Origin of the sequence: Pontibacterium sp. (assembly GCF_964228735.1) — a bacterium.
GTDB lineage: Bacteria > Pseudomonadota > Gammaproteobacteria > Pseudomonadales > Balneatricaceae > Pontibacterium.
Genome location: NZ_CAXRBQ010000185.1, coordinates 24,330 through 31,282, shown reverse-complemented (window position 1 = coordinate 31,282; position 6,953 = coordinate 24,330). Strand labels below are relative to the sequence as shown.

5 protein-coding genes and 3 tRNA genes are annotated in these 6,953 nt (G+C 48.5%); 5 read left to right on the top strand and 3 right to left on the bottom strand.

The genetic code is table 11. From position 1 onward, the window contains the following. Positions 1 to 259 precede the first annotated feature (259 nt). The 5 genes from ACEQ15_RS19810 (at position 260) to ACEQ15_RS19790 (ending at position 2,460) form a co-directional block, all read left to right on the top strand. Positions 260 to 853: a recombinase family protein gene (locus ACEQ15_RS19810; RefSeq protein ID WP_370280996.1), complete on the top strand. Its 594-nt coding sequence runs from the start codon at positions 260 to 262 to the stop codon at positions 851 to 853. A 3-nt stretch (positions 854 to 856) separates the two neighbouring features. Further along, entirely contained in the window at positions 857 to 1,849 is a 993-nt protein-coding gene (locus tag ACEQ15_RS19805) for a hypothetical protein (protein ID WP_370280994.1), read from the top strand. 361 nt (positions 1,850 to 2,210) lie between these two features. Further along, a tRNA-Thr gene (locus ACEQ15_RS19800) sits at positions 2,211 to 2,286 on the top strand. Positions 2,287 to 2,298: 12 nt separating this feature from the next. Next, positions 2,299 to 2,374 (top strand) — tRNA-Asn (locus ACEQ15_RS19795). A 9-nt stretch (positions 2,375 to 2,383) separates the two neighbouring features. Next, a tRNA-Asp gene (locus ACEQ15_RS19790) sits at positions 2,384 to 2,460 on the top strand. A gap of 42 nt (positions 2,461 to 2,502) precedes the next feature. Here ACEQ15_RS19790 and ACEQ15_RS19785 read toward each other — a convergent pair. From ACEQ15_RS19785 to ACEQ15_RS19775, 3 genes are all read right to left on the bottom strand, one after another. Continuing rightward, complete coding sequence (locus ACEQ15_RS19785) at positions 2,503 to 3,753, bottom strand: pentapeptide repeat-containing protein (protein ID WP_370280993.1); 1,251 nt, start codon at positions 3,751 to 3,753, stop codon at positions 2,503 to 2,505. Between the two features lie 186 nt (positions 3,754 to 3,939). After that, positions 3,940 to 5,166: an EAL and HDOD domain-containing protein gene (locus tag ACEQ15_RS19780; protein ID WP_370280991.1), complete on the bottom strand. Its 1,227-nt coding sequence runs from the start codon at positions 5,164 to 5,166 to the stop codon at positions 3,940 to 3,942. Positions 5,167 to 5,367: 201 nt separating this feature from the next. Continuing rightward, entirely contained in the window at positions 5,368 to 6,945 is a 1,578-nt protein-coding gene (locus tag ACEQ15_RS19775; protein WP_370280990.1) for a methyl-accepting chemotaxis protein, read from the bottom strand. Positions 6,946 to 6,953 lie beyond the last annotated feature (8 nt).

The window sequence follows — 6,953 nt, the reverse complement described above, 5'->3', positions numbered from 1 at the left end:
ACTGTTCCAGCTTGAAGGTACGCATAGTCAGATATCACTGTCTGGGTGAATCGAGAATGGCGTCCATATTACCGCCGCAGGCCGCGTGGTTACAGGTGTGTGGAGATGCGAAGCTGAGTTTTAAGTCACGGAATCAGGCTATGGTTATACGATCGAAGGTAGCTCCGCACAAATAGTCTATCATTTAGTGTTCATTTGATGTTAATGATAGTAATATCATTAGGGTATATGAGTAGATAGTCTGTAGGGAGAAAAGCCAATGACAAGTTACCTTTATGCTCGGGTAAGTACCTTTGATCAGAATGTGGAACAACAGATTACGGAGCTGATGCAGCATTACCCTTATGATCAGGTGTTTTCAGAGAAGGCTAGTGGTAAAACACTAGATCGTCCTGAATTCGAGCGTATGAAGGGTATGCTGGTTAGTGGTGACTCTATTACCGTGATGTCAGTTAGTCGGCTTGGTCGAAATACATCTGGTGTATTGGCCTTTATAGATCACTGTAAAGAACTTGGTGTATCTGTTCGTGTTCATGATCTTGGTGGTATCGATGTTTGTAGTCCCACAGGAAAAATGGTGTTAACTGTTTTAGCTGGTGTCGCTGAGATGCAGCGAGATGAAATGCTGGAGAAGCAGCGGATCGGAATTGAGCGAGCAAAAGTAGAGAAGAGATACACAGGACGCAGACAATCTCCTGAGACGGTTCGAAAGCTTGCTAGGGCTGTCGAGCTTATGAGTCATGATATGACGAGGGAGGAGGCAGCAAAGGCCGCTGGTGTGGGTGTGGCAACACTGTATCGCCATTTAAAAGCTGTACGAACCAAGAGTGAAAGTGAAGTAAGAGCGGATTGATAAATGAAACGGAAGCGTAAATGTAATGTTTGCAGTGGGGTCTTTGAGTCTATTCGCGTTGATGCTCTGTACTGTTCGTCTGCTTGTCGTCAGAAGGCAAAACGTAAAAACCGTGTATGTAGCTATTCTGATTGCGGAAATCGCCTAACTCGTGGTCAGACAAAATTCTGTAGCCGTGAATGCCAGAAAGCAGACACTGCAAAGCGGAAGGTAGACAGGTTTAAGCAAACTAGTTTTGGGTTGTATCTGCTACAAGAAGTGCAAAGAGCAGGAACCATAGAAGTCTTATCGGATCTGCGTACGTATGACCAGTTGGAGAAGATGTATGATCTATTCTGCAAGCGGTCTTTGTACAGTGGTTACCGCCAGAAAGCGGACTATCACCTGTGTCACTTGTACCCAGTCAAGGGCAAGCTTGGTGTTGGGCTTGTGTCTAGTAGGAATATGATTATAGGGATGGCTGGAGCGAACAGGTCTCTTGGGAACTACGAAAAGGAAGGTTTAGGCGTATACATAAAAACAGAAGATTTACAGGAGTGTTGGAAGCTAAATCATGACAGTCAGGTTTACTCTTTGGTTCGTGAATACCTGGGATCTGCTCTTGTTACCTTTTGTGGGAACCACCAGCTACAGCCTGTGAAAGAGAAGGCTGATGGATTCGACGTTAAAGCGTACATCCAACATCCAATTAATGTTTTCCGGTCCGAAGCAAAGAGAATCTCCAAGGATAGTAGGTTTTCTAAGGAGTTCAGGGCGTTGGTTTGTAGCGAAGCCAGTCGTTATAGCAAGGATAAGACCTATACGGATGAGGTGTGGACTCAACATCGAGACGAGAACTGTTGGTTTCCATGGGATAAAGAGGATTTTGATTATGAGCGTGACCTCAAACCATATTTAGAAGATGGTAGTACTGCACAGGAACAGTTGGAGATTGACCTCTTCATGTCATACTACACAGTGCTATCTGGAGATGCACCTTTTTGGTGTACCTCTTAAACGCTACATCCCCCGTATTTAAAGGGAATCCAGGGAATTTCTTGTAATAATTTACTAATACCAAGCCCATTTTAGAGGACTAAAATAGGCTCTTTTGGAGCAATCTGTGAGCAATAGTTAACCTTTCTGTTATTAACAACATAATACTGTGGATTGATAGTATTTTGCGTGATTGTTCTAGGGAGTGAGGCGGGGAGCTTGATAAGCTTTGCATTGGTTACAAAACAAGATACAATTCCTCGCAACTTGCAAAAATAATGGCTTTGTAATCTATTGATTTTTAAAGGTTAGTTCTGGATAAGATACGTAATTCGAATCCCTCCAGGCGCGCCATTTTTTGGAAGTTTCGCAGTATCCCGTTGCCGGTATAGCTCAGTTGGTAGAGCAACTGACTTGTAATCAGTAGGTCCCGAGTTCGACTCTTGGTGCCGGCACCATTTACAGGATATTCCTCGATAGCTCAGTTGGTAGAGCAGTAGACTGTTAATCTATTGGTCGCTGGTTCGAGTCCAGCTCGAGGAGCCAGCCTGATGCGGAGCGGTAGTTCAGTTGGTTAGAATACCTGCCTGTCACGCAGGGGGTCGCGGGTTCGAGTCCCGTCCGTTCCGCCACTTTTCATTCCTTACAAACAACGATCCTCACATCCCCTTGAGTTACAGGGGTGCTGCGGTATCGGTTTGTTTTTTGTTTGCACTTTGTCTCAGCTCTGTTACTTCTTCGCTAAGGCTTGTGGGAGCTATATTTACCAATCGAGAATGAAATAGCATTTCTGCAGATAAATCACATGAATATAGTTCCATGTCTTCAAAAGTAGTTTGGTAGATTTCGGCTTCCGCAAAAGAGGCTTTATTGACGGTGACAGACTTGAAAGATGTGTTGGTTAATATTGATTCTTGGAAATGACTTCTATTGACGTCAGTGTTGGTTAGCTTACTTCCACTTAAGTTTGCGCTCTCAAAGTGACAAAGTGTGAAATATGAATCTGTGATTTGAACACTGTCTAAGAATGCACCGTGTAAATTTGCTCCGTTCGCATCTACGTTTTGTATTGCTCCGCTAGAGAGAATCGCACCTGTAAGTGTCGCGTGTTTAAGCTCACAATCAAGAAAAGTAGATTTTTCTAAGAACACGTCCCGAAGAAAAGTACCGTTAAACGAACACTTGGAAATATCACATTTTGATAAGTTTGCGTTATCCAGCGTAGACAGATCGAAGTTGCAGGATATTAGGGATGCTCCTTTGATCCAGGCTTTTCGAAGGTTTGATCGTGCAAAGTTGTAGTTTTCCAGCCTTTGATTCGATAAGTCGATTCCTTGCAGGTCAACTGCAGATAGATCTGGTCGGAAGTTATCTTGGTCAAACTCTAAGTTTCTACGACATAGAATTGTTACCGCCGTTTGTATGTCTTCTCGTGGTGAAAAGTGAGCGGTGTTAGGAACAGACGTATCACTTTTATTTTCACCTTCTACGCGTGCGTGTAATCGTACGTATGCACACAGAACTTCCATAATTTGAGAATGATAAGAGTGATTGTTCTTAGCAATTTTTTCGAGCGCATATAGTGCGCCAAGGCGCAACTCAAGTTTAGGGATACCTGCGTCATTTGCAGCGCCTAATTGTTCGATAGCTTTGGTATAGGTTTCGGCTACATGGCTGTCCTCGGCAGTTGCTGCTTGTCGACTGGCGATGTGGGTACGCCAAATTATCATGGGAAAACCAAATAGTGCAGCAATTACGAAGCCTAAGTTTCGTATCAGTTCATGGTTCTGAGTTGCTCCAGTTATATGGCCGAAAAACAGAAGAGAGATAAGAAATATGAAAGCTAATAGCGAAAGAAATGTTATGGACATCTCTGGTAGGTGAGAGAGGAGATTTATCTTGAAAATGCTTGGCTTTCTATCCATGAAATAGCCTCTGAGATCCCTTCTATTAAAACTCTATATTAGGCTGAATTGAATTCTGGGAGTAGTCTACCGAGCAATAGTTGGTTAGAACTCTTGCCTGTCAGTTGCCAAAATTAACGGCTCGCGGTGTAAACCGTCCGTTCCGCCACTTCTTCTATAGCAATCTTTACATTTCATACCAGAAAGCTAACCAGGCACCTCGTTAAGCGCTTCCATCGCCTGCTCGGCCCAACGCAGGCTATGCCTGTAGGCCACTTCGAAAAATTGATTATCGATTTTGGATTGCTGGATGACCGGCCAGTTGGCTTCTTCGAAGGCGATAATTTCGTGCAGCAGCTGTCCCAGTTCACCCTGATGCTGAGAGATCGCCTGCTTGATGTCGTTGTCCAACGGCGTCTGTGTCAGGATCTCCTCCATCGCCACATCCAGCAGCAGATCCAGTTGTGAGATCAGACCCACCATAAAGGCACTGTCCCTAACCTGGGAGCCGGTGGCTTCGGCCAGCAGCTCACACATGCGACCGCGGACCAGCAGGTTTCGCGTTAACTCTTCCGGTTTATCGGTGTTGCCGGTGAGAGTGATCAGCGTTGCCCATTTGCGGATCTGGTCGTGGCCCAGCAACACCACCGCCTGCTGCATCGAGTCGATTGGACGGCTGAGTTGATAGGCGGCCGAGTTCACCACCTTGAGGATCTTAAAGGTGAGTTTGGGATCGAGGATGATCAGCTCTTCGATTTCGGCTGGCGTGATATCCGGGCGCTGCAGTTGCTGCAGGAGTTGCAGTAAAGCCGCGCTGTTACCTGGTACGGTCTTGCCGAGCACTTTCACCGGTCGGCTGATAAACGGCCCCTGAAACAGCTTAAAGCCCGCTTTCTTGCAAAACTTGAGAGTTTCAAAGTCGTCCACATTCTGCGCCAGGGCGGTGATGTTGGATTTTCTCAGCATCCTTACCAGACGGATGATCCTGTTGCGTGGCATCAGGCTGAAATCGATTTTGACGATGTTGACCAACTTCACCAGTGGCAATAGATGCGGTTGCATCGCAAAGCTGTCCAGGGCCAGTCGGTAGCCTTGCTGCGATAGCAGCTTTAAGTGCTTGATCAGGCTGTCGTTCACTTCGATGGCGGGGTTGATCTCGATAACAAAGCCTCTTTTGGGCAGGAGCAACGGGTTGCCACCCTCCAGCATGGAGCTGGGAAAGGGAAGGAAAACCGGGACTTTGCGAATCTGACCATCCTGAAACAGGCTGGTGAAGGTGTGCATGACCAGCAACGCGCCCTCTGTTTCGTGATCAAACAGCGAGTCTTCAATCAGCTCTGAGTACTGATAACGCAGCTGGTAGGCGATGATTTTCAGCTGACGATCAAAGATCGGCTGCCGGACCATTAAAACTTGCGACTGCTCAACACCCATTACTACATCCCAACGCGTTTGCGGATCTCTAGGTAACCAGGACGCAGCCTAGCAATAAGGGGTGACATTACACAATCAGTTGCTTGTGAATTGAACAGGCAAATGCAGTTCGAGAGGCGATTGGTTTCGGGGTAGTTAGATCGGTGGGAAGGGGCGTGGCCTGAACGGACGCACGCCCCTGAAGTTTGGTGGGTATCTGGTTCAGACTTGCTTCGCCCAGAACTGCGCCGACAGCTCTGAAAAGCCGTTCGAAATGGACAGCATATCCTGGCCCGTACGGTTGCTGGAGGTTGCGGCGTTCAGGTTCCTTTCCGACATATCACGAATCGTATAGATACTTTTGTTGATTTCATCGGCGACCGCGCTTTGCTGTTCGACGGCGCTGGCGATCTGGGTATTCATATCGTTGATCTGCTCGATTGACTGATAGATGGAGGTCAGTGACGACGCGGTAATGCTGCTTTGTTCCACACAGTGATCGGTATGGCGTTGTCCGGACTCCATCACATCCACGGCCCGATTGGCGCGGAGTTGCAGCTGCTCGATCATCGTACGGATCTGCTCCGTGGATGTTCGTGTTTTGCTCGCCAGGGTACGTACTTCGTCGGCGACCACGGAAAAGCCCCGACCAGCGTCGCCCGCCCGTGCTGCCTCAATGGCGGCATTCAGCGCCAGCAGGTTGGTTTGATCGGCGATCTCGCCGATGACGTCCAGAATGCCGGAGATACCGGTGCTGCTCTCCTTGAGCTCGGTGATCGCTTGCGTGGCCTGGCTGATCTGGTGCTGCAGTTGCTGGATCGAGCGGACACTCTCATCCACCACGTTTTTGCCCCGCTGGGCTTGCGTCAGGCTGTCCAGGGCGGCGGTCGAGCTGCTTTGGGCGTTGATCGCCACTTCCTGAATGCTGGCGGACATCTCATGCACCGCTGCGGCGACCTGATCGGTTTCAGCAAACTGCTGACGGGCACCGTTTTCGGATTGGGACACCGCGGAGCTGAGCTCCGATACACCGCCGGTCAGGTGTTCTGCTGAGTCCGAAATTCGGCCCACCAAGGCTGCTGCTTCTGACTCCAGCATTTTTAGCGCCAGCGCTAGCTGGCCGATGTCATCACGACGACCGGAGTAGATATAGCGGGCGACAGGGTTGTTAACAATTGTTTGCGACTGCTTCACCAACGCCTGGAACGGCTTGAAGATCCAAAAGATGCCAAGCGTACTTACGGCTAGTGCGGCACACATAAGTAGCAGCGAGCTGACGTTATCCAGCTGCAGGGCAAAGCAGATGGCAAGCGCCGAGATAAGCGGCAGTAACATGCAGAGTACAGTTTTGTGCAGCAGGCCGAGGCCATCTTTGATTGCAGTAGGGACCTTGCCTGCCATCAGCGGGGGATAGACCTGCTCAGCGCGCTCGACGTATTCTCGGCGTGGTTTGCGGCGCACCGACTGGTATTCCGCGATCAGGCCGTTCTTTTCAATCGGGGAAACGTAGGCATCGACCCAGTAGTGATTGCCGTTCTTGCAGCGGTTTTTCACGATGCCCATCCATGAGCAGCCGCCTTTTACGGTTGTCCACAGGCCTTCGAAGGCTGCGGGCGGCATATCAGGGTGGCGAACCATATTGTGGTTTTGTCCCAGCAGCTCCTGTTCATCAAATCCGCTGACTTGGGTAAACCCTTTGTTTACGTAGGTGATGCGTCCCTTCAGATCGGTGGTTGAAAGGATGTTGATATCGCTACTGTAGTCTTCTTCTATCTGAGAGATGGGCAGGTTCTTTTTCATTAAGTGTC

Coding starts and splice junctions, on each gene's coding strand:
- ACEQ15_RS19810 (WP_370280996.1), top strand. CDS start 260: ATGACAAGTTACCTTTATGCTCGGGTAAGTACCTTTGATCAGAATGTG.
- ACEQ15_RS19805 (WP_370280994.1), top strand. CDS start 857: ATGAAACGGAAGCGTAAATGTAATGTTTGCAGTGGGGTCTTTGAGTCT.
- ACEQ15_RS19785 (WP_370280993.1), bottom strand. CDS start 3,753: ATGGATAGAAAGCCAAGCATTTTCAAGATAAATCTCCTCTCTCACCTA.
- ACEQ15_RS19780 (WP_370280991.1), bottom strand. CDS start 5,166: ATGGGTGTTGAGCAGTCGCAAGTTTTAATGGTCCGGCAGCCGATCTTT.
- ACEQ15_RS19775 (WP_370280990.1), bottom strand. CDS start 6,945: ATGAAAAAGAACCTGCCCATCTCTCAGATAGAAGAAGACTACAGTAGC.